At 53.7% G+C, this 18,149-nt stretch carries 19 protein-coding genes and 3 tRNA genes; 12 read left to right on the forward strand and 10 right to left on the reverse strand.

Going from position 1 to position 18,149, the window contains the following annotated elements:
• Positions 1-392: 392 nt before the first annotated feature.
• Positions 393-662: a hypothetical protein gene (locus FOT55_RS25400; protein ID WP_161800801.1), complete on the reverse strand. Its 270-nt coding sequence runs from the start codon at positions 660-662 to the stop codon at positions 393-395.
• Positions 663-664: 2 nt separating this feature from the next.
• On the opposite strand from FOT55_RS25400, the gene FOT55_RS08225 reads away from it, so the two are divergent.
• A complete protein-coding gene (locus tag FOT55_RS08225) occupies positions 665-1,096 on the forward strand; it encodes a hypothetical protein (protein ID WP_025302359.1) in 432 nt (143 codons plus the stop codon).
• A 17-nt stretch (positions 1,097-1,113) separates the two neighbouring features.
• Here FOT55_RS08225 and FOT55_RS08230 read toward each other — a convergent pair whose 3' ends face one another.
• Positions 1,114-1,455: a GlpM family protein gene (locus FOT55_RS08230; RefSeq protein ID WP_025302360.1), complete on the reverse strand. Its 342-nt coding sequence runs from the start codon at positions 1,453-1,455 to the stop codon at positions 1,114-1,116.
• A gap of 121 nt (positions 1,456-1,576) precedes the next feature.
• On the reverse strand, positions 1,577-1,801 hold the full coding sequence (locus FOT55_RS08235) for a DUF2594 family protein (protein WP_004927950.1): 225 nt from the start codon (positions 1,799-1,801) through the stop codon (positions 1,577-1,579).
• 702 nt (positions 1,802-2,503) lie between these two features.
• On the opposite strand from FOT55_RS08235, the gene uvrY reads away from it, so the two are divergent.
• The 5 genes from uvrY to FOT55_RS25575 all read left to right on the forward strand — a co-directional run bounded on the left by uvrY (position 2,504) and on the right by FOT55_RS25575 (position 6,408).
• Positions 2,504-3,160, forward strand: a complete 657-nt coding sequence (gene uvrY, locus FOT55_RS08240; protein ID WP_004927947.1) for a UvrY/SirA/GacA family response regulator transcription factor — start codon at positions 2,504-2,506, stop codon at positions 3,158-3,160.
• A complete protein-coding gene (gene uvrC, locus FOT55_RS08245; protein WP_025302361.1) occupies positions 3,153-4,985 on the forward strand; it encodes an excinuclease ABC subunit UvrC in 1,833 nt (610 codons plus the stop codon). The genes uvrY and uvrC overlap by 8 nt, the downstream gene beginning before the upstream one ends.
• Before the next feature lie 58 nt (positions 4,986-5,043).
• Entirely contained in the window at positions 5,044-5,592 is a 549-nt protein-coding gene (pgsA, locus tag FOT55_RS08250; RefSeq protein WP_004927937.1) for a CDP-diacylglycerol--glycerol-3-phosphate 3-phosphatidyltransferase, read from the forward strand.
• 144 nt (positions 5,593-5,736) lie between these two features.
• A tRNA-Gly gene (locus tag FOT55_RS08255) sits at positions 5,737-5,812 on the forward strand.
• Between the two features lie 236 nt (positions 5,813-6,048).
• Positions 6,049-6,408, forward strand: a complete 360-nt coding sequence (locus FOT55_RS25575) for an Arm DNA-binding domain-containing protein (RefSeq protein WP_238476094.1) — start codon at positions 6,049-6,051, stop codon at positions 6,406-6,408.
• Between the two features lie 618 nt (positions 6,409-7,026).
• Here the strand turns inward: FOT55_RS25575 and FOT55_RS08265 are convergent.
• The 3 genes from FOT55_RS08265 to FOT55_RS08275 are packed head-to-tail and all read right to left on the reverse strand — an operon-like array spanning position 7,027 to position 9,615.
• On the reverse strand, positions 7,027-7,779 hold the full coding sequence (locus FOT55_RS08265; protein WP_072008267.1) for an SDR family NAD(P)-dependent oxidoreductase: 753 nt from the start codon (positions 7,777-7,779) through the stop codon (positions 7,027-7,029).
• A gap of 36 nt (positions 7,780-7,815) precedes the next feature.
• Positions 7,816-8,601, reverse strand: coding sequence for a sulfite exporter TauE/SafE family protein (locus tag FOT55_RS08270; RefSeq protein WP_025302363.1), 786 nt, complete (start codon positions 8,599-8,601; stop codon positions 7,816-7,818).
• Between the two features lie 24 nt (positions 8,602-8,625).
• A complete protein-coding gene (locus FOT55_RS08275) occupies positions 8,626-9,615 on the reverse strand; it encodes a TauD/TfdA family dioxygenase (protein ID WP_197780650.1) in 990 nt (329 codons plus the stop codon).
• Positions 9,616-10,064: 449 nt separating this feature from the next.
• Between FOT55_RS08275 and FOT55_RS08280 the strand changes: the two genes are divergently transcribed.
• The 3 genes from FOT55_RS08280 to FOT55_RS08290 all read left to right on the forward strand — a co-directional run bounded on the left by FOT55_RS08280 (position 10,065) and on the right by FOT55_RS08290 (position 12,536).
• Positions 10,065-11,471, forward strand: a complete 1,407-nt coding sequence (locus FOT55_RS08280; RefSeq protein WP_225735594.1) for an aminotransferase-like domain-containing protein — start codon at positions 10,065-10,067, stop codon at positions 11,469-11,471.
• Between the two features lie 895 nt (positions 11,472-12,366).
• Positions 12,367-12,440, forward strand: a tRNA-Cys gene (locus FOT55_RS08285).
• Between the two features lie 10 nt (positions 12,441-12,450).
• Positions 12,451-12,536: transfer RNA gene (locus FOT55_RS08290), tRNA-Leu, on the forward strand.
• A 176-nt stretch (positions 12,537-12,712) separates the two neighbouring features.
• Here FOT55_RS08290 and FOT55_RS08295 read toward each other — a convergent pair.
• Positions 12,713-14,053: an anaerobic C4-dicarboxylate transporter gene (locus FOT55_RS08295; protein ID WP_025302367.1), complete on the reverse strand. Its 1,341-nt coding sequence runs from the start codon at positions 14,051-14,053 to the stop codon at positions 12,713-12,715.
• A gap of 120 nt (positions 14,054-14,173) precedes the next feature.
• Between FOT55_RS08295 and FOT55_RS08300 the strand changes: the two genes are divergently transcribed.
• From FOT55_RS08300 to FOT55_RS08310, 3 genes are all read left to right on the forward strand, one after another.
• Positions 14,174-14,743, forward strand: a complete 570-nt coding sequence (locus FOT55_RS08300; RefSeq protein WP_226905742.1) for a PaaI family thioesterase — start codon at positions 14,174-14,176, stop codon at positions 14,741-14,743.
• A 140-nt stretch (positions 14,744-14,883) separates the two neighbouring features.
• Complete coding sequence (locus FOT55_RS08305) at positions 14,884-15,165, forward strand: hypothetical protein (RefSeq protein ID WP_025302369.1); 282 nt, start codon at positions 14,884-14,886, stop codon at positions 15,163-15,165.
• Positions 15,131-15,682 carry a hypothetical protein gene (locus FOT55_RS08310; protein ID WP_025302370.1) on the forward strand — a complete coding sequence of 184 codons (552 nt, stop codon included), beginning with the start codon at positions 15,131-15,133 and terminating at the stop codon, positions 15,680-15,682. The genes FOT55_RS08305 and FOT55_RS08310 overlap by 35 nt, the downstream gene beginning before the upstream one ends.
• A 67-nt stretch (positions 15,683-15,749) precedes the next feature.
• Here the strand turns inward: FOT55_RS08310 and FOT55_RS08315 are convergent, their stop codons facing one another.
• The 3 genes from FOT55_RS08315 to FOT55_RS08325 form a co-directional block, all read right to left on the reverse strand.
• Positions 15,750-16,019 carry a hypothetical protein gene (locus FOT55_RS08315; RefSeq protein WP_025302371.1) on the reverse strand — a complete coding sequence of 90 codons (270 nt, stop codon included), beginning with the start codon at positions 16,017-16,019 and terminating at the stop codon, positions 15,750-15,752.
• 102 nt (positions 16,020-16,121) lie between these two features.
• Positions 16,122-16,250, reverse strand: a complete 129-nt coding sequence (locus FOT55_RS25670) for a hypothetical protein (RefSeq protein WP_261423666.1) — start codon at positions 16,248-16,250, stop codon at positions 16,122-16,124.
• A gap of 169 nt (positions 16,251-16,419) precedes the next feature.
• Entirely contained in the window at positions 16,420-18,048 is a 1,629-nt protein-coding gene (locus FOT55_RS08325; RefSeq protein WP_141997744.1) for a GMC family oxidoreductase, read from the reverse strand.
• Positions 18,049-18,149 lie beyond the last annotated feature (101 nt).

Raw genomic sequence — 18,149 nt, forward strand, 5'->3', positions numbered from 1 at the left:
ACTCGGTATTAATACTCTATTTTTTTATTTCTGTTTTTTTATTGGGGTTTTATTTTCGGGTTTTTTCTGGGGAAGGCTTTTAGTTACAGGGAATTCATTTGCATTTTAAATTTGGATTTTTTAAATTCATTTTAGAGGAAGGGTAATCGTACGCGACAGCGTCAAAAAAGGAGTTTATTTTGTCTGGGATAAAGAAAACGCCTGAAAGTCATGACGGTTTACCTTCACCATCAGAGGATTATGATACTTTCAAGCACCTCTCCGATGTGGGGGCCGTGTTGGGATATGGGCGAACTCGCTTTTATCAGTGGTGCCGCGGACGCGGATTTCTAACCCCAATGAACGTTCCATCACATGAAATGATCAGCCTGGGATATATGGTGGCGGTGTTATCAGAGACCGGTCATACCCGAGTTTACGTCACGCAGGATGGTTTCAGTTACGTCAGTGGTGCTTTTGCGGCAGATATCCAACGTGGCATGGTCAAGTTTTAAATCTGCAAGAATCGCCTTTATTTCAATAGCTTTAATGCAGAATCTTCTTATTCCTGCCGGTTTGTGGGTGAGTGGGAAGTTATCCGATTTTTTCGTCTCTGCAGTATGAATGCTACTGGAGACAGCTATTCTCTTGTTACGATAAGCATTATTTTCTTCAGGAGCCAAGGATGAAGCATTACGCCGCGTTGTTATTTGCCTCTGCACTGTTGACGGGATGTGCGACTCAAGTCGTACCGCCGCAACAGGCTGAATTGCCGCCCCCAAGCCGTCTGATGCTCTATCAGAATATCCCGGATACGCCTTACGCTACGGTAGTGGTGGTGCGCGACAGCGGAATGCTAGCGGGGAGCTGTCGCACCGGCGTCTATGTGAATGGGGAGTTCGCCGCTTCGCTGGGGTCGAAAGAGAAAGCAGAATTTCGCGTGCCGCCAGGCAATATTACGGTCAGTATCGGGCAAGATATGATCGAGAATAATCTGTGTATTTGGCGTGAGACCGGCGGCAGTGTACCGATGACGCTGCGCGCCGGTGAAAGCCGCTATCTGCGTATCGCCGGCGATCGGCAGAGAGGCTTCGTTTTGCAGGCAGGGCGGCCGTAACATTTCCGGCAAGGGCGTTAACGCCCTTGCCACCATCCCCACAGCGTAATGAGTAGCCACGCCGCTGCAATCCAGCACAGTACCGCCGCACCCAGCGCTAACGACAGCCGCAGACTGTTAATCAGGAAATACAGCGAAATCAAATACACCAGGTAGGGCAACACCGCCCACATGCCGAAAATCAGCGTCGTTTTTAGCGCCGCTATTGAACGTTCGCTGCCGACAACATAATGCGCAATCAAAGCAAAAGTGGGGAAGAGCGGGACTAAACCGGCGATATAATAGTTGCGCGTTTTGGCCAACAGGCCAATCAGAACCACGACCAGCGCGCCGATCAGCGCTTTGACAAGGATGCCCATAACGGTCTCGGGTGTGGGGGAAAGTCAACACACTGCCCGAAAGTCTGTGCAAGATCAATGGCGTGTTGCGTAGCGCGGGGAAAAACAGACCCGCATGAAACGCGGGTCTGAGAGGCAACGTTTACTGGCGGTAAGCGTGCTTGATTTGCTGAATGCTGTTCTTGAAGATTTCCGCCTGAGTCGGATCTTCAATCTGGGCAATGAAACGTTCCATGTTGATGATGACTTTCCCGGCGTCGGCCTGGCCGATCGACTTCAGGATCAGCGTCAGCGTAGCTTTGAGGCAGGCAACCTCGGTCGCCAAGATTTCCGGGTTTGCAGACGTAGTGAAATCAACGTTGCTCATTTTCTCTCCTGATTTTTTGAGGCCGTAGCCTGATACAAGCTGCTTTGGCGCACCGCGCGTGGGCTAAACAGTTGTCGCGCGCGGTGGCGAATTTAACTGGGCGCGGAGTATAGCATAGCATGCGTCCATCATCTGCACCGGGCTTGCTCCGGTCACGCGGGTGGGCAACGTTCGCTCATTGCTTGTCCGAATCATCCTCTATCGGCAAGTTATTTCGAGGTGGTTAACAAGTATTTGTCCGGCACGTTATTGTTGAACGATGGGGTTATTATAATTATTTGGAGCGTAGTACACCGATTTTAGCGGCGTTTGCCGGGAATAATAGTTTCGACCGTGGGTTGCCAGACCCGCGTTGGCAGCGGATTTTGCTACGCCTTTAAATATCAAATGATTACAAATAGCCAATAGCCGTGTTAATATTATTCATGTCGTGATTGCTTACACAGATTTCTCACTCGTAGCATGATTGTCGCGCTATCCTGTGTCTGGTACAGCGCCGCGGAATTATTTTCGTCGCCTGATGTTTTCCGACGTGACGATTTATCGGCGGCATAGACGGCTAAAATTGAAAAATCAGCTCTGCTCCGCAAAGTTATTCGAAAGTATGTATTAATCTGTGTTCATTCTTGTCTGAAAAACAAGTAATATCTCTGGCGAAAACAGAGGCCGATTGCGTTACTCCCTTTTTTTGGAGATTTTTCCTTGATTAGCGTTCTTCTTGTTGATGACCACGAACTGGTGCGCGCAGGGATACGACGCATTCTTGAAGATATCAAAGGTATAAAAGTTGTCGGTGAGGCCCAGTGCGGTGAAGACGCCGTAAAATGGTGCCGTGGCAACGCTGTCGATATCGTGCTGATGGACATGAATATGCCGGGCATTGGCGGGCTGGAAGCCACTCGCAAGATTGTGCGTTATGCGCCCGACGTCAAAGTCATCATGTTGACCATCCATACTGAAAATCCTTTGCCCGCGAAGGTGATGCAGGCGGGGGCCGCCGGTTACCTGAGCAAGGGCGCCGCGCCGCAAGAAGTGATTAACGCCTTGCGTTCCGTGCATGCGGGGCAGCGCTATATCGCGTCTGACATCGCTCAGCAGATGGCCTTGAGTCAGCTGGAGCCGCAGGCTGAAACGCCGTTCAGCTGCCTGTCTGAACGCGAGTTACAGATCATGTTGATGATAACCAAAGGCAAAAAAGTGAATGAGATCTCGGAGCAACTGAGTCTCAGCCCAAAAACGGTGAACAGCTACCGTTACCGCATGTTCAGCAAACTGAATATCAGCGGCGACGTCGAATTGACTCACCTGGCCATCCGACATGGATTGTTCAATGCGGAGACGTTGTTAAGCAGTGAATGATCGTTTTGATGCCAAAGCCTTCCTGAGTACCGTCACCAGCCAACCCGGCGTCTATCGTATGTACGACGCCACGGGGACGGTGATCTACGTCGGTAAAGCCAAAGACCTGAAAAAGCGTCTCGCCAGCTACTTTCGGCAGCAGGTCAGCAGCCGTAAGACCGAGACGCTGGTTAAAAATATCGCGCAAATAGACGTAACGGTTACCCATACCGAAACGGAAGCGCTGTTGTTGGAACATAACTACATTAAATTGTACCAACCGCGATATAATGTTCTTTTGCGAGACGATAAATCTTATCCGCTGATTTTTCTCAGCGCGGATACCCATCCCCGTTTGGCGGTGCATCGCGGCGCCAAACACGCCAAGGGCGAATATTTCGGGCCTTTTCCCAACTCTTACGCCGTACGCGAAACGCTGGCGCTGCTGCAGAAGCTGTTCCCGATCCGCCAGTGCGAAAACAGCGTGTATCGCAACCGTTCACGTCCGTGTCTGCAGTATCAGATCGGCCGCTGTCTGGGGCCTTGCGTCGCCGGCCTGGTGAGTGAAGAAGAATATCGGCAGCAGGTGGACTACGTGCGGCTGTTCCTTTCAGGCAAAGATCAACAGGTATTGCACCAGCTGATTGCGCGCATGGAAGAAGCCAGCAAACTGCTTAATTTCGAAGAGGCGGCGCGCATTCGCGATCAAATTCAGGCCGTACGCCGCGTCACGGAGCGGCAGTTCGTGTCGGGCGACAGCGACGATCTGGACGTGATTGGCGTGGCGTTCGATGCCGGTATGGCGTGCCTGCACGTGCTGTTCATCCGACAGGGCAAGGTGCTGGGCAGCCGCAGCTATTTCCCTAAAGTGCCGGGTGGTACGGAGATGAGCGAGGTGGTGCAGACCTTTGTTGGCCAGTTCTATCTGCAAGGCAGCCAGGCGCGCACGCTGCCCGGCGAGATCTTACTGGATTTCAGCCTGCCGGAAAAAGATCTGCTTGCGGAATCGCTCTCCGAGTTGGCGGGGCGCAAGATCCAAATTCAAAGCAAACCGCGCGGCGATCGCGCCCGTTATCTGAAGCTGGCGCGCACCAATGCGGCAACGGCGTTGACGACCAAGCTGTCGCAGCAGTCGACTATTCATCAGCGGCTGGCGGAATTGGCCAAGGTGCTGAACCTGACGGAAATCAACCGTATGGAGTGCTTTGATATCAGCCATACCATGGGCGAGCAGACCGTGGCTTCGTGCGTGGTGTTCGACGGTAATGGCCCCGTGCGAGCGGAGTATCGGCGCTATAATATCAGCGGCATCACGCCTGGCGATGACTACGCGGCGATGACGCAGGTGCTGAAGCGCCGTTACGGCAAGGCGCTGGAAGAGAAAAAGATCCCGGATGTCATCTTCATCGACGGCGGTAAAGGGCAACTCGGCATGGCGATCGAGGTATTCAAATCGCTGAACGTCACCTGGGACAAGAATAAGCCATTGCTGATCGGCATCGCCAAAGGCGCCGACCGCAAGGCCGGGTTAGAAACGTTGTTCTTCGTCCCGGAAGGCGAGGGAATTTCTCTGCCGCCGGATTCGCCGGCGCTGCATGTGATCCAACACATCCGCGACGATTCGCACAATCATGCGATTACCGGTCACCGGCAGAGAAGGGCGAAAGTCAGAAATACCAGCGCATTGGAGCTGATTGAAGGCGTAGGGCCGAAACGGCGCCAGGTGCTGTTGAAGTATATGGGCGGACTGCAACCTTTGTTGAACGCCAGCGTGGAGGAAATTGCAAAAGTGCCGGGTATTTCACAAGCATTGGCAGAAAAGATCTACAATGCATTGAAACACTGAGGGCAATGTAGCAACATACTCTTAATTTCCACTCTAGCCAGATAGTTACCGTAGCATTATGCAATTGAATATACCGACTTGGCTTACCCTGTTTCGCGTAGTTCTGATCCCATTCTTTGTGCTGGCGTTTTATCTGCCGTTCAACTGGGCTCCGATGGTTTGCGCCGTTATCTTTGTGTTTGCCGCCGTCACCGACTGGTTTGACGGCTTCTTGGCACGCCGCTGGAAACAAACAACGCGCTTCGGGGCGTTTTTGGATCCGGTCGCGGACAAAGTGATGGTGGCGGTGGCGCTGGTGCTGGTGGCGGAGCACTACCACAGCTGGTGGATCACGCTGCCGGCGGCCACCATGATCGCCCGTGAAATCATCATTTCGTCGCTGCGTGAGTGGATGGCGGAAATTGGCAAACGCAGCAGCGTGGCGGTGTCCTGGATTGGCAAAGTGAAAACCATGGCGCAGATGATGTCGCTGGTGGGCTTGCTGTGGCGGCCGGATCGCTCCGTAGAGTATGTGGCGATTGGTTTGCTGTATATCGCGGCGGTGCTGACTTTCTGGTCGATGTTCCAATATTTGAACGCGGCACGCAACGATCTGCTGGAACCGTGATCGATACGCTGCAAAAATCGGCAAACGATCGTGATGCGCCAACAATTTTATTGACTCATCACGTCAGGTAAGTAGAATGCATCGCATCAGACGACAACGATGAATTGCCGAAAGATAGCAAAGAAATCAGTCAGTTCTGGTAATGCGGGAATAGCTCAGTTGGTAGAGCGCAACCTTGCCAAGGTTGAGGTCGCGAGTTCGAGCCTCGTTTCCCGCTCCAAATTTTGATCTGCAGAGTTCTTTGGAATTCCATTGAGGTTTGTAAGTCATTGAAAAAAGGGGCGAAAGCCCCTTTTTTTATTCCAGAGGTTTTCCCTGGAATCCAGCGCCAGCCAACACTTTTTAGTCCATTTTTTAGTCCATCAATACGGACGCGAGCTTGTGCGCATTGTTGCTGTATGGCACTGGGCGATATGCCGACCATCTGTTCCTGAACCAGGCACAGAGGAGTTGGACATGGCACTTTCCGATACCACCATTCGGCAGGCAAAAGCCGTTGCCAAGGCATGCACACTCGGCGACTCTGATGGCCTCGCGTTGGCCGTGTCACCCGAAGGCAACAAAAGTTGGCACTTTCGGTATTCCTGGAACAGCAAGCAGAAATGGTTGTCTCAGGGTACCTACCCTGGAATCTCCCTCAAAGAAGCCCGCACTCGTCGCGACATCGCTTGTGAATTGGTTGCCCGCGGCATCAACCCCTGCAAGCAAAGAAACCAGGACCGCAGACACGCCTTTCTCGCTGAGAATCACACCTTCCAGAAGGTGTTCGAGCAATGGTTCGAGTTTCGCAAGAAGAGTCTGAAGGCGGGCCGTTAAAGCACACAGGAGCAGATCCAGCGAATCTTCCTCAGAGATATTCTCCTGACCCTCGGCCCTCAATCTGTCTATGAGATTAAGCGTACGGACTTGTTGGACATCCTCGAGAGCATTGAACGCAGTAGGGCTTTCACAACGGCCGTCACCCGATGTACCGCTATGCCCTGGTTAAGGTTCCGGACCTGGAGCAGAATCCGGCGTCTGACCTTGATGTAGTGGCCGCGCCCAAATCCCCCGTTCGACACAACCCCCTTCCTGCATATGGGCGGACTGCCTGAATTGTTGCAGAAGCTCCGTGCCTACAGGGGACAGTTGCAAACTCAGCTGGTGCTACGGTTGTTGATGTTGACTGGTGTGCACACGGGCGAACTTCGCTTGGCGACGCCTGATCAGTTCCACTTGGATTAAGGTTTCTGGATCATCCCTCCGGAGATCGTCAAGCAGCTGCAGCTGGATATGAGCAGGGACGGCAAACAATCATCGGATAAGCGTCTGTTGTTGATGGCGATGGCGCTGTTCACGCTGGGCAATGCGGTAGTCAGCCTGGCAGTAGAGCGCGACCTGGGATTCGAGTGCCACTCCTATCCCATACCGATCACAACTGATCCGGGTACCCCACTACAGGTTGCGTACGACATTGAGAGCCGCACTGCTCTGGGCCACCGGCATTATTTCTATCGTGTTGATATTCAGATGCTCCGGCTGCTGGATGATCCAGAATACAGTGTTGGCGATGTCCTCAGGACCAATAGCTTTTACATCTTTGTACAGAGCTTCGACCGCTTCCATATTGCCATTGAGTCGTACCACCGAGAATTCAGTCCCAGAACACAGGCCGGGCTCGATATTGGTAACTCTCACATGGGTACCAGCCAAATCGGCGCGCAGATTCAAACTGAATTGTTTGACGAAAGCCTTGCTGGCTCCATATACATTACCTCCCGGATATGGGTAGGTCCCGGCGATCGATCCAATGTTGATGATCAGTCCGCTGTTAGCCTCAACCATCCCTGGCAGAACTCGATGAGTGACGAGGGCAAGACCGGTGATGTTAGTGGCGATCATGCGCTCCCAATTTTGTACATTGCTCTGCTGTGCACGCTCAATGCCCAACGCCAGCCCAGCATTATTCACCAGTATATCAATGGAAAACGGGGCCTCACTCACCTGCTCGAACGCCTTGTCGAGGGACAGCGGATCAGTGACATCCAGCGGCAGCGGGATGAACTGTTCGCCAAGCTCCTGCCGCAGGAGCAAGAGCTTCTCCATGCGGCGTGCAGCGCCTATGACCCGATAGCCTTCGGCAATCAGCCGATGACAGATTGCTTTACCAAAGCCGGCTGAAGCCCCGGTGACTAATGCAGTTCGCATACTATTCCTACCTTTGTTAGAAATATCGTTGGAAACTCAGGCCAGATACTTCACGCCAAGACTGGCGAACAAGCAGAGCATCGAAAATACTAGAGCTTTACGCACGACGTCATTGCCCTTACGAATTGCCAAGGCACTGCCCAGATGGTTGCCAAGGATGTTGCAGGCCACCAACGGCAAAGCAAGCAAATAAATCACCTTGCCGGCAATAACAAATGCCACCAGCGCCCCGATGTTTGAGGCAAAGTTGAATGTCTTGGAGTTTGCGGAGCTGGAAACCAGGTCCATTTTGAGCAGGTAGTGAAAGGCAATAATAAACATGCTTCCTGTGCCTGGCCCGAAGAAACCATCATAGAAGCCAATAACCAAGCATGTCAGTGGCACCACAGTAAACAGCATTCCATGAGACAAGACATGTTCCTGTACTGGCCGATCTTTTGGTGTAAGAAAAATCAGAATACCAAAGGGGATCAAAGCAAGAATGATCTTACCGACAGTTTCCTGTGGAATTGAAACAATCAGGTTCGCCCCCAGATACGCGCCCAATAGCGAAAATGGGACGCCTACAAGAGCCACCTTCCAGACCATCTTGCTATTGACCAGAAAATTCCTTATCGCCGCAAGAGTTCCCAAGGTACTGACTAATTTTTCCTGGCCCAGTGCGACTTGCGGCGGCAGGCCAACGAGCAAAAAGCCCGGCACCAAGAACAAGCCTCCACCACCTGCGATGCTGTCGACAAAGCCAGCTATAAACGCAATAGTACCCAGCAAAATAATCGCAAATATCCAATGCTCAGCCCAATAGGCTCCTAGTAGTTCCATGGTAATACCTCTATAAGAAAAAATTCAGGAAAGGACTTCGTAAAGATGATCTGCACGCGCCAAGCGCACTCGGCTCAGGCTATTGACCGCGAACAAACGAATTAGCCAACGATCTGCACCGTCATTCTGCGGCTCGAAAGCATCCCGAGCGTGGAGTACCCGCTGGTTCTTGAAGATCATGAAGTCCCCAGGTAGCAAGAGATGCGGCTTATCGAACTTACGGGTTTCAAGCATCGTTCGCAGGACATCAAGCGCGTGTGCGGCAGGGGTATTTGTGCCGTACGTGTTTTCACTATCGAAACGACACAACCACTCGTTGCCCAACCCTCGGACCAACACAGCCAGGTTAGGCGTCGAACGACGATTACTGGCGAAAGAATCCGGGCGTCGCACTTCAAAATTCGGCAAACTCAGTTCATGCACAATAGAATCCGGAAGGCTGTTGAGGACTTCATCAAGATTGACTAGTGTGGTGTTGATTCGTGGGTCGCAGCGTATGCCGACGAACGACAAGTATTCCGGGCAGCACGAAATATCGCCGACAGCCTCAGACGACAACGGCAAATCTGGGTTGTCTACGTGGTAGGAAAACCGAAGACGGGAACCGTGAGAACTTTTCTGACTAGCTGATGCTCGTGAAGGAATCACATGCCGAAATAAACGACCGTCATTTTCACCTTCGTATACGACGGGGTGAATACCTAACAGGCTTTGCAGCGAGAGGTTCACGAGGCAGGCAATGGGGGTGCTCTCCGGACTCAACACGCCAGAGTACGGTGTCGGCGGAGTATCACGATCTCGTGGGCAATTCCTTATCACCATTGCAGTAATCGTCGGGTCTTCAACGAATGTACGGATCTGGCGAGTTAGTTCGGCTCCAATTATGTCCTGGGCCTGCTCCTTAAGCTGAAAATAAATATCCTTGGTGGATTCAAAATCCAGCGGAGTCTGGCTTAACACCGTTTGCCATGCGCTGGAGGTGACCCATGGCAGGCGGATCTCCAACGTTGTCACAGACTCGGTGTCCTGATTGTGCTGTGTGCATTCCATTTCAACTAAGTTTCCATATTTCGGTGCTCGACTCGCTTGATTTGCGGACAGCACTCCCTGTTGTTGTTTTTTGTGATTTAAATCACGTTTTTTTGCTTTGTCTCAAGCAGACGCCATTAATGAATCGGTCAATTCAACCTAATTGCATCGATTCAATTACTGTAATTGAATCGATTGCGGAAATTCAATTAATTTCTGTCACAATGATTTAACTAACACCTGCTTTGGTATTAATTTTTTGATTTTAAACTATTTATTTTAATTCTCTGGCTACCTGCGGTTTTTGTGAGAATTAGGGTGGGCTAAGTAATGAAATCAAGGAAATATTCTGAAAATAGCTCGATAACCTTTAACGGGTTCCTCGATTACACCCATAACGCTTGCATATACTTTTATGCTAGGATTTGGCATTCATGAAGATATCTGGTGCTTTACCTATGTGGGTCCCTCAATACAGCGATCATGAGAAACCGGTTTACCTGATGATTGCCGATGCCCTGGAGCAGGACATCAATTCCGGGCGCCTGCAGCCTGACGAGCGGCTGCCAACGCTCAAGGATCTCGCTGGAACTTTGAAAGTCACTCCTGGGACCATTGGCCGTGCCTATGACGAAGCGGCCAAACGTGGGCTAGTGATTGGTGAGGTCGGTCGCGGGACCTTTGTCCTGCCTGCCCAAACCAAGGCTGCGCCACGCGCGATAGGCGAGCGCTCCCCCGAAGACAATGCACAGATTGATCTTTCAATAATTAAGCCTAGTGATGCCGACATAGACGGTTGGTTGCGGCAGTCAATTATTGAACTCGCGCACTCAGCGGATTTGGGCCGTGTGATGGACTACACCAGCGATGGTGGGCACGCAGTACACAAGCAAGCGGGGGCTCGTTGGGTGCAACGCAGTCTGCCAGATGCAACGTGGCAGCAGATCGTCCTCACTTCCGGAGCGCAGCATGGCTTGCTAGTGGCGATCAGTAGCCTATCGAAAACCAATGATGTGATTTTGTGCGAAGAGCATTGCTATCCTGGAATCATCTCTCTTGCTCATAGCCTCGATCGGCGACTGCAGGGCGTACAGATAGATGAATTCGGGCTACTCCCTGAGGCCTTCCGCGCCGCTTGCGTTGAGCACCGCCCAGCGTTACTAATTTGCGTAACCACCCACCAAAATCCAACTAATTCAATCATGCCCCCGGAGCGTCGCGAGGCAATCGCGCAGATTGCCCGCGAGCATGATGTATTCATTATTGACGATGATATTTACGGTTTTCTGGAGGTCCAGCCAGCGAGTAAACCGATTTCGGCCTATGCACCTGAGCGATCCATCTATTTGACGAGCCTTTCAAAGAGCATTCTTCCCGCGTTACGTATTGGCTACCTGTACGCGCCTCCTGAGACTCTCTCACGCTTGTCATCCATGGTCCGTAGCAGCGTATGGATGCCTTCGCCGATGATGGCACAGTTGGCCAGCAACGTGATCTGCAGCGGTATGGGTGAGCGATTAGTCAAAGCGCAGCAAGATGAGGCCGCTGCACGGCAGAGACTGGTCAAGGAAGTTCTTGGCAGTTATCGAATTTGCAGCCAGCCCAACAGCTTCCACGTTTGGTTGGAATTGCCCGAACCATGGACTTGCGATGAGTTTGCCAACTTGGCCCGTGCTCATGGGGTAATGGTCGTTAGCGGCAGCCAGTTCCTAGCACAGCGTACTATCGCCTCTAATGGCGTGCGAATTGCCTTGATGTCACCGAGTCGCGCCGAACTGAAGTTTGCGTTAACCACGCTGGCCAGCTTGCTAGCCTCTCCCGAACCACGCTTGTTTTACTAAAGCAGCGCATACATATAAGTAGCCGTCAGGCGACAGTTCGTCGGGGGAGGCCGTGTCCAATGGAGCTTCGATCCTTAGCCTGAATCAATCTTTGGGCATTTAAGGGGCTCTGCGACTGGTTCTACAGCTTTTCCACTGGGCATACTTAAAAAGTAACTTGCACTAACTCAGCAGACCCTCCGTCCTTCTAAGTGGGCAAGCTTGTCATCGAATGATAAGCCAAGCTGCACCCAATCAGTAACGCTGCTGTCAGGGCATTGAGCTGGCACGGTAGAGTGATAGAACAACTTCATATGTCCCTATATCTCCAGTCGTTTTCATACCGTAGGATGCCCCGTTGAACGGCGAAAACAGGCACATTTGATTGGACATCGTGCCGGTGCTCTGCAGGGGGATTGATGCCGACCCATCGTGCGTTGGACAACCTGGCGTAAGTCCCCAGCTCTGCAGTTGCGTTGGCCGTTCAGGGCTGCGGCGCTGGAGATTGCGCGATGTCCCCATGATGATGTTTTGCATGATATCTCATCATCATAAGCAGGTGAAAAGCCGGAGAGGGGGAGGTAAGCGATTCCTGTAGAGAAAAAAAGATCCGATTTGCCCGTGAATTCCCGAGCCGACGCATATAAAATCAACATTCCGCTTGCCTTTCCGTCGGCATTGTGAACAGTGCGCCCACAAAATAAGCAGTTGAAAGCGTTAGAGAACTTTTTGCTATTTCGGGGGGTTGCCAAGGTGGGGGGTTTAGTCCATAATGCAGTCCATCGATTCGGCGGTAACGAAATAAATTACTTAAGAATCAGATGATTAGGATAAGCGATTTCAACATCGCCAACCAAAAGAACAAAACGAAGTGGGTGAATCACCGGCTTTGGCCTGAAAAGGCAAACAGAATAAAGGCGCGTTAACAAAGCGGTTATGTAGCGGATTGCAAATCCGTCCAGTCCGGTTCGACTCCGGAACGCGCCTCCAACTTTCCCGAGCCCGGGTGGTGAAATCGGTAGACACAAGGGATTTAAAATCCCTCGGCTTATGGCTGTGCGGGTTCAAGTCCCGCCCCGGGTACCAGGGAATAAAAATACCGAATAATCAAAGCAATAAGTAGTAATGTCGTAGACCGCCGAGAGGCGGTTTTTTTGTTTCTGGAATTCGTATTACACCTGCATTTTTCCTTTCTTATCATACCCATCCCCTTGGATTGTCATCCTGCTTGCAGGGAGCCCCGCAGGGCTCCGAAGTACAACTCATAAGAAACCGAACGCCGCGGCGAGGATCCAACCGAAGACGCAGGAGACGCTGACGCCGATCAGGCCGGGCAGAATAAAGCTGTGGTTGATCACGAAGCGGCCGATGCGGGTGGTGCCGGAGCGGTCGAACTGGATCGCCGCCAGATCGCTGGGGTAGGTTGGCAAAATATAGTAGCCATAGCAGGCCGGCGCCGAAGCGACGATATAGGCCGGGTTGACGCCGATTGCCAACGCCACCGGCACCAACGCCGCCAGTGCGGCGGCCTGCGAATTGACGAATTTCGACACCAGCAGCAGGATCAGCGCATAGGCCCAAGGGTACTCTTTCACCAGCACGCCCAGCGTGGCTTCTATCTGCGCCAGGTGCGCGCCGAACATGGTTTCCGCCATCCAGGCGACGCCATACACCGCCACGATGGCGATCATGCCGGAACGGAACACCTCGTTTTTAGAGATAGACGCCGGGTTGGTGCGGGTAATGATGACGATCAGCGCCCCGGCCATCAGCATACACATCTGGATCACCAGGACCATGGAGAGCGGCTTGCCACCGAAGCTGGGCCGAAGGTCGGAAAAGGCTCCCAGCACCGCCACCAGGGCGATAGTGGCGAGGAAAATCCACATGGCGATCCAGTTGCTGCGCGGTAATACCCGGTCCAGCAGGGTGGCGGCGTCGCCATAGACGTAGCGATGGTTCTCCGGCACCGAGATGAATTTCTGGAACTCGGGATCTTTGTCCAGGTCTTTGCCGCGGAACCAACTGAAGATGCCGATCGCCAGAATGCCGCACAGGGTGGAAGGTATGGTGATAGACAGCAGATCGAGGAATTCCAGATGGCGGCCATTGAAGGTGTAGCTACTGAGCATCGCCACCAGTGAAACGACCGCCACTGAGACTGGGCTGGCGATAATGCCCATCTGCGCGCCGATCGAGCTGGCCGCCATCGGCCGTTCCGGGCGGATGTTATTTTTGATCGCCACGTCATAGATGATTGGCAAGATGGTGTAGACCACATGGCCGGTGCCACACAGGATCGTGAGAATGCAGGTGACGAACGGTGCGATGATCGAGACATAACGCGGGTTGCGCCGCAGCATCCGCTCGGCGATCTGCAGCATGACGTCCAACCCGCCTGAGGCCTGCAGGGTGGCGGAGGCCGCCACCACCGCGATGATCACCAGCATCACGTCTACCGGCGGTTTGCCGGGCTGCAGGTGAAAGCCGAACACCAGGATCATCAAACCGATACCGCCCAGTAACCCCAGCGCAATGCCGCCCTTACGCGCCCCATACAGCAAGCATGCCAATATAACCGCTAATTGCAGAAAGAAATCCATGATAGATACGCCTTAATAATGTTGAACTTAACTGCGTTCAGTTTCCGGCGGCGTTTACAGCAGAAAGTTGTTTTAAATCTAAAGGCGCTAAAAAATTGTGGTTATTAACTCTAAAGAGTGATGGCGGTCACGTTCAGAGAATCTGAAGAGCAGGCGGCTGACGACATCAGCACGAAAAAGCAAGTCAAGAGGTCAGACCTCTCCTATATAACCGGTTCACCACCAGAGGAGAGAGCAATGGATCCGACAAAAATGACGGGGTTGGCGTTATTACAGGCTGCGATGGCCGGCAAAATTCCACCGGCTTCAATCGCTGAAACGGTGCCCATGAAACCGGACGCGGTTGAAGAGGGGTATATCCGTATTGTGGCGCGAGCAGACGGGCGCCATCTGAATCCGTTGGGGGGCGTACATGGCGGTTTCGCCGCTACGGTATTGGACTCGGTGACCGGTTGCGCGGTGCACAGTACGCTGGGCGCAGGGATTGGTTATGGCACCGTCGATCTGCAGGTTAAAATGTTGCGCCCGGTGCCAAAGGAGAGTGATCTGATCGCCGAGGGGCGTCTGGTCTATGCGTCGAAAAATGTCGCTTTCGCCGAAGGCACGCTCAAAACGGCGGAAGGGAAGCTGCTGGCCTCGGCAACCGCCACGTGTTTTATCATTCGTCCTACCGATCAAGCCCCGCAATAACCTGCCTTTATCGGGCTTCGGGCTATCAACCCGGGGCCTGATGCATTTCTCTTCGGCTGCATACCTTGCTGCGCTACGATGACAGGCGCGATACGCCATTGTGGTCTAGTATTCTTGGGTAAAAATTTATCGGGGTGGTTATGCAGCCGTATAAAGAGGTTGAGTTTGATCATGAGCTTTGTCTGGCGATCGGCAAAGCCGTATTAGACGTGGTGGCGCAGGGGGAAGAAACCAGCGCTCCGGCGGTGATGAACGCGATTGAGCGCTCGGTGGAACAGGGGCTGAATGACGACGAAACCGCCATCGCCGACGACGCTCTGGATTTGATGGCTCGTCTCATCCACGGCTTCAGGTTCATTAATCTAGAGGGTGAAGAGGACAGTCCCCATGCATTGGTTGAATTTCAAGCGCTACAAGAGTGACGTTGCCAAACAGGCCGTGCCGCCGCATTTGAATGCGGCCGAATTTGCACGGCATTACGCCGATAAGCCGCAAACCGATACGGAAGAGTATCTTTCGCTCAGCGGGGAGATGTGCTGGGATGCGGTGGTGCTTTGTGCTCACCGTTCTGGCGCGCTCAGCAAGGCGAAATACAAGCAGTTGTGGCAGACGGTGTTCGATAAGCAATACAAACATTTCGTTAGCCCGGATGATACCGAGATCCGCACTATGGCCGATATGCTGCGCGCGCCGCAGGGATGTTTTATCGGCATATTCTCCCTGCGCGACGCGGCTGCGCCCCGTTTGCTGCATGCCATGATCGGTACCGGTGCGGGATTTGCCGCAGGCAATAAAAATCTTTGCATCGGCGTGGGGGGCGCGGTCGGCTGGGAAAATCTCAATCTGGCGCGCGATCTGCGCTGGCAGCCGGAAGGCGGTTTTTTACGCCAGGGTGATAACGAAGTGCTGCGCATTTTTTATCGGCCTTTCCCCGCCTGAGCCGGTCCGGGTGCTTTTAGAGTAAAAAAACCGCCGTCTGGCGGTTTTTTGTTGGCGCGTATCCCCCTTATTTAAACCCGCCGTTGCGAATGAATTCAAGGCCGGCGGCGGTGATCCGCGTTTGATGCGGGTCGATATCATAGTTGTTCTCGTCGATGTCGCTCATCACATAGGCCTGTATCAGCCCCTTGGTTTTGAGATAGGCGAAGGGATCGGCGAAGGCGTGCGGGCTGGTGGCGTCCTGCTTCCACAGTTCGTAGGTTTTCTCATCCAGCGTGCCGGGGTGATTGGCGGCCAGCCGGGTCAGGATTTGATTGTAGAATCCATAGTCGGTCATGATGCGGTCCTCTTTATCGCGCGCGACAGTCTCGGAAAATGACGTAACGTCTTTCAATCATAGCCGATGTTTGCTCGCTGCCTGCGTTATCGCGAACCCAGGTTATCCACGTTGGCTTTCGAACCAGTGAAACAGGCGCGAAATGGTGAGGCTGAGATCGCCGATGTTGAAGAGCGCGCCGAGCCATAGGGTTAGCATAACCAGGATGCCGATGATGATGGGAAGATCCATTTTGCCCATGAGAATGTTTTGCAGAGGTGACGGTGGCCACGAGGGTAACATCGTTTCCCGGCAGGATAAAATGTGCCGCCGTTATTTCGATTGTGCCGCTGCGGAATGGCGAAGGCCGGCCATCAGGATGACCGGCCGGGTTTCAACAGCCTATCTTGCCGCCAAACGGTCAGGCGTAGTGTCGGGCGATATGCTCGGCGGTGGCGATCGTCGTCACATTAGTGGCGACGGAGGGAACGTCGGGGAAGATGGATGCGTCGACGACCCGAAGCCCGTATACGCCGTGTACGCGGCCCTGAAGGTCAACGACCGCCTTCGGTTCGCCGGCATTTCCCATCGGCGCGGAAGAGGTCGGGTGATGATAGGTATCCAACGTCGCCACCATCGAGGCAAGAATGGCCTCGTCGCTGTCTGCAGCGGGCGCAAGCTCGCTGTGGACAAGCGTAGACAGCGGGGCGGTTTGCCCTATTTTACGCGCCAGTTTGACCCCTTCCAACAAGCGAACGCGGTCGTTCTCTTGCGCCAGGAAGTTAAGATCAATGTGAGGGGCTGCCGCTGGATCGCGGCTTTCCAGCCAGACTCGTCCGGTGGATTGTGGCCGAGTCAGCGCCACCGCCAGGACAAAACCGACGCCGGTAGGGCTTTGGTCATGAGGAAACAGATGCGTCGCGGTAATGTGCAGATCGAGCTCTCCCGGTTCCGCCTGGCTGCTGTGGGTCCACAGCTTGGCACCGATAACCGGCGTTTGGCTGCCGATGACATCGGGGCGGGCGGCGTAGGCATTGTAATAAAAGGGGTGATCGACCAGGTTTTCGCCGACGGGGAGATCGGCGACGACGGGGATCCCCAGACGCTTCGACTGTTGCGCAGGCGCGATGCCGGATCGCATCAAAACGGCGGCGCTACCGTAGGTTCCCGCGCTCAGGATCACTTCAGCGGCATGGATTTCTTCGCCGCTGGCCAGGCGGACGCCGATCGCGTGCTGCCCGTCAAATATCACGCGGTCGACCAGCGTATCTGCACGCAGGGTAAGATTGTCTCTGGCGCGGGTTTTCTCATCCAGATAGGCCATGCCGGTGTTAACGCGTACGCCGTTGACGATATTCATCGGGTAGGGGCCGACGCCATTGGCTGAAGGGCCATCAAAATCGTCAATCGCGTCATAGCCGTTGGCGCGCGTGGCGGCGACGAAAGCGCGTTGCATTGGCGTGATGTCATCCAATGTGAGTTGCACGACGGGAAAAGGGCCGCTATCGCCATGGATTGCGCGGTCGTGCAGGCCATGACGAGTCTCCAGTTTTTTGAAGGCGGGCAGCAGGTCCTGATAGCCCCATCCCGGCAGATCCCAGCGGTTGAAATCTTCCGGACGGGCGCGGATCGCCACGGCACCGTTGACGCCTGAACTGCCACCCAAGACTTTACCGCGGATAGCGCCGATCGCGTGGCTGACATAGCCGGGTTCTGTCCGGTATCCCCATTCGAACTCCGGGTTGCCATTGGCGCCGAGGACGTCGCTGTCCGCGATGAGGCGCGGATAATCGTAGGGCGCGTAACTGTGCCCGGCTTCTAACAGCAGGACCCGGCGCGCAGGGTTTTCGCTGAGGCGAGCCGCCATCACCGCGCCGGCGGAACCGCCGCCGACGATGACTACGTCGAAAGTAGGGGATGTCTCTCTGGTCCGTTGGGCCGGTTGTGATTGCGCCGATAATGCGGAAACCGATGTGGAAGCGCCGAGCGTGGCGGCGGCTGAAGCGACAAGCGTTTTTGATATCAGCTGACGGCGTGATAAGTCTTTCATGGCAGAGTCTCCAGAGCGGGCAGAAAGTGTGTGTTCTGCAGACTAAAACCCTGAAGCACAAGCAACAAGCAGGCGAAATTCGAACCTCGGGTTCGCGTTCT

The organism is Serratia bockelmannii, assembly GCF_008011855.1.
In the GTDB taxonomy this organism is placed as follows: Bacteria; Pseudomonadota; Gammaproteobacteria; order Enterobacterales; family Enterobacteriaceae; genus Serratia; species Serratia bockelmannii.